The sequence below is a fragment of the Armatimonadota bacterium genome (assembly GCA_031459715.1).
Classification (GTDB): domain Bacteria; phylum Sysuimicrobiota; class Sysuimicrobiia; order Sysuimicrobiales; family Humicultoraceae; genus Humicultor; species Humicultor tengchongensis.
On sequence record JAVKIA010000072.1, the window covers coordinates 1 to 2,948 of the forward strand.

Annotated in this window: 4 protein-coding genes; all 4 read left to right on the forward strand. The window is 71.3% G+C overall.

Going from position 1 to position 2,948, the window contains the following annotated elements:
* A partial coding sequence (locus tag QN152_13775) for a transglutaminase domain-containing protein (protein ID MDR7540571.1) occupies positions 1–1,165 on the forward strand: 1,165 nt, incomplete at its 5' end.
* Entirely contained in the window at positions 1,162–1,917 is a 756-nt protein-coding gene (locus tag QN152_13780; GenBank protein MDR7540572.1) for a prepilin peptidase, read from the forward strand. The genes QN152_13775 and QN152_13780, both read left to right, overlap by 4 nt.
* 120 nt (positions 1,918–2,037) lie before the next feature.
* Positions 2,038–2,565 carry a prepilin-type N-terminal cleavage/methylation domain-containing protein gene (locus QN152_13785; protein ID MDR7540573.1) on the forward strand — a complete coding sequence of 176 codons (528 nt, stop codon included), beginning with the start codon at positions 2,038–2,040 and terminating at the stop codon, positions 2,563–2,565.
* A partial coding sequence (locus QN152_13790; protein MDR7540574.1) for a prepilin-type N-terminal cleavage/methylation domain-containing protein occupies positions 2,562–2,948 on the forward strand: 387 nt, incomplete at its 3' end. The genes QN152_13785 and QN152_13790, both read left to right, overlap by 4 nt.

Consider the following 2,948-nt stretch of genomic DNA (forward strand, 5'->3'; position numbering starts at 1 on the left):
CGACCAGCCCAATGTCATCTTCGCCGCCTACCGGCCGTTTGAGGTCTACTTCCCCACCGGGCTGGTGGCCGTGGACCGCTACGCCGGACTGCGCAGCCCGATTACCCTGGAGCCGGGGATGGTCTACAGCGTGATCAGCCGGGTCCCGTCGCCCACCCCGGCGCTGCTGGCCCGCGAGCACGGCGAGATTCCGCCCTCGGTGCGGGAGCGGTACCTGCAGTTGCCCCGCCTGCCCGACCGCGTGCGGCGGTTGGCCGCCGACCTCACGGCGGGAGGCGGCAGCCCCTACGGCAAGGCCGTAGCCGTCGCCGACTACCTGCGCCGGTGCTGCACGTACACGCTGCAGGCGCCTCCGTTACCTCCGGGTGCGGATGCCGTCGACCACTTCCTGTTCGTGACGCGCCAGGGATCCTGTGAAGCGTTCAGCAGCGCCCTGGCCGTCCTGCTGCGCGCCGCCGGGGTACCGGCCCGGCTGGTGACCGGCTACACGACCGGGACGTATAATCGGCTCACCGGCTACTACGAGGTCCGTAATTCCGACGCCCACGCCTGGGTGGAGGTGTTCCAGCCCGGCGTGGGGTGGGTGGCGGTGGACCCGACGCCGGGGTTTGCGGTGCCGTCCGCGCTGGATGACCCACCCGGCCAGTGGCTGCTGGCGGACGGGATCCGATGGGCGTGGAGGGAGATGGCCGGGATCGGCGCTGCCGTCCCGCGAGACATTCCCCCGCAGGCCGGCGTCCTCGCTGTCCTGGGGGCGGGGGCCGCTGCGGCCGTGGCCGCGGCCCGGACACGGCGCGGGCCCGGCCGACCCGCAGACCCGGTGGAGACCGTCTACGTTCGCATGGAGCACCTGCTGAGCCGCCGGGGATACCGCCGACTGGGACATCTGACTCCCCGGGAGTTTGTGGCGGCGCTGCCTGAGTCCGTCCGGCCTCCCACGGATCTGGTCACGCGGGTGTTTGAGGCATCCCGATACGGAGGTCGGCAGGCCACTTCCGGCGACGTCGACGCCTGCCGGCGGGCGCTGGCCACCCTGCGCAGGGCGGTGCGACGCCTCCCGCGGCCGATGGAGCCACCGGGTCGCGCCGCCACCGTGCCGCGTTCTCGCCTATCCGCGATCCCGCGCTCCCGCGGTGACACGCGTCCGGGCGGTGTCCGCCCATGAACTCTCCCGCCATCCTCGCCCTTGTCTTCGCCCTGGGCACCATCCTGGGCAGTTTTCTCAACGTGGTGATCTACCGGCTGCCCCGCAAGCAGTCTCTGGTCCGCCCGGGCTCGCACTGCCCGCGCTGCGGGGCGCCGGTGCGGCCGGCCGACAACATCCCCCTGCTCAGCTTCGTCCTGTTGCGTGGCCGGTGCCGGGCCTGCCGGGCCCCCATCGGCTGGCGGTACCCCCTGGTGGAAGCTACGGCTGGCGTGTTGCTGGTCCTGATCTGGTCCACCTACGCGGCCGCGGGCGCCTGGCTGGCTCTGGTATCGGGAGCCGTCCTGGCCCTCAGCCTGGTGGCGGTGTTTTTCATCGACTTAGACCACCAGATCGTCCCCAACGCCATCACCTATCCCGGTCTGGCCGCGGGCCTGGCGCTGTCCGCCCTCCAGGGCAGGATTGTCCCCGCTGTGGTTGCCGCCGCCGGAGCCGGCGCTTTCTTTCTGCTCATTGCCCTGGTCAGCCGTGGAGGCATGGGAGGCGGAGACATCAAACTGGCCGCCATGATGGGGGCGTTTCTGGGCTGGCCGGCCATCGCCGTAGGGCTACTGGTGGGTTTTCTAGTGGGGGCGGCGGCCGGGCTGGTGCTGATGGCCGCCCGGAAGCGGTCGCGCAAAGACCCCATTCCCTTCGGGCCGGCGCTGGCGGTGGGCGGAGTGGTGGCCCTGCTGGCAGGAGATGTGCTCCTGCGGTGGTGGCTGAGCCTGTGAGACGGCGCCCGGTGGCACAGTGAGGGAAGTTTTCGGGCACCTGCATGAAAGAACGGTCCCACGGGGGGGCGGGCGTGATGTCTGCGGCCCCGCGGTGTCGGGTAGAACTATAAGAGACCCATGAGGGCCAGAGTGCGGGGAGCGCGTGGCCAGGCCGGCTTCTCGCTGATCGAGCTGGTGGTGGTGGTCGGCCTGGTCTCCCTGGTCCTGGGGATGCTGGCGCTGGGCGTCCGCCGGGCCAGCGACGCCTTTCAACTGCGCCGGGCGGCTTCCCTGGTCACCGCCGAGCTGCGGCGGGCGCACGCGGCGGCGGTCAGCGCCGGGGCGGTCTACACCGTGGAGCTGGTGGTCGGGAGCCCCGGCGGCCTGAGGGTTTACCGGCGGATCGTGGAACCCGACGGGTCCGAGCAGTGGTTGCTGGAGCGGACGGTGGGGTCCGGGGAGTGGCCCTCGTCGGTGACCGTAGACGGGACGGACAGCACGGTGGCCGCCTGCACAACCCCCGGGGACCCGTCCAACAAATGTGTGACGTTTCAGCCGCTGGGCTTTGCGGTATCTGGTGGAGACGTGCGGCTGGTGAGTCGGTCGGGCGTTGGGGTCGGCGTCCAGGTGACCGCGGCCACCGGGCGGGTGAGCGTGGTGCCATGAGCGACCAGCGCGGGTTCACCCTGCTGGAGGTCCTGGTGTCGCTGGCCATCTTCGCCGTGGTGGTCATCGGCGCCCTGGGGGTGCTGGGGGCGACCAGCTCCGGCGGATTCCTGGAGGGGTTTCCCACCGGGTTCTCCACCACCCGGGCGGCCAAGGACGCCACGGCGGCTGCGGTGTACCTGCAGGCATTCCACGAGTACGTCGCCGCGCAGAACGCTGCGGCCCTGAGCCCCGGTGCGTATTGCGACGGGCCGGACTGCACGGGGGCGTCCATCTCGTCCTCCGGGCTGACCGGCTATCCCACCCCGCCCGGTCAGCCCTACCAGCTGGACTGGAGGCGACTGGACGTGACCATCGAGCGGTGGTGCTGGGACGACTCGGTG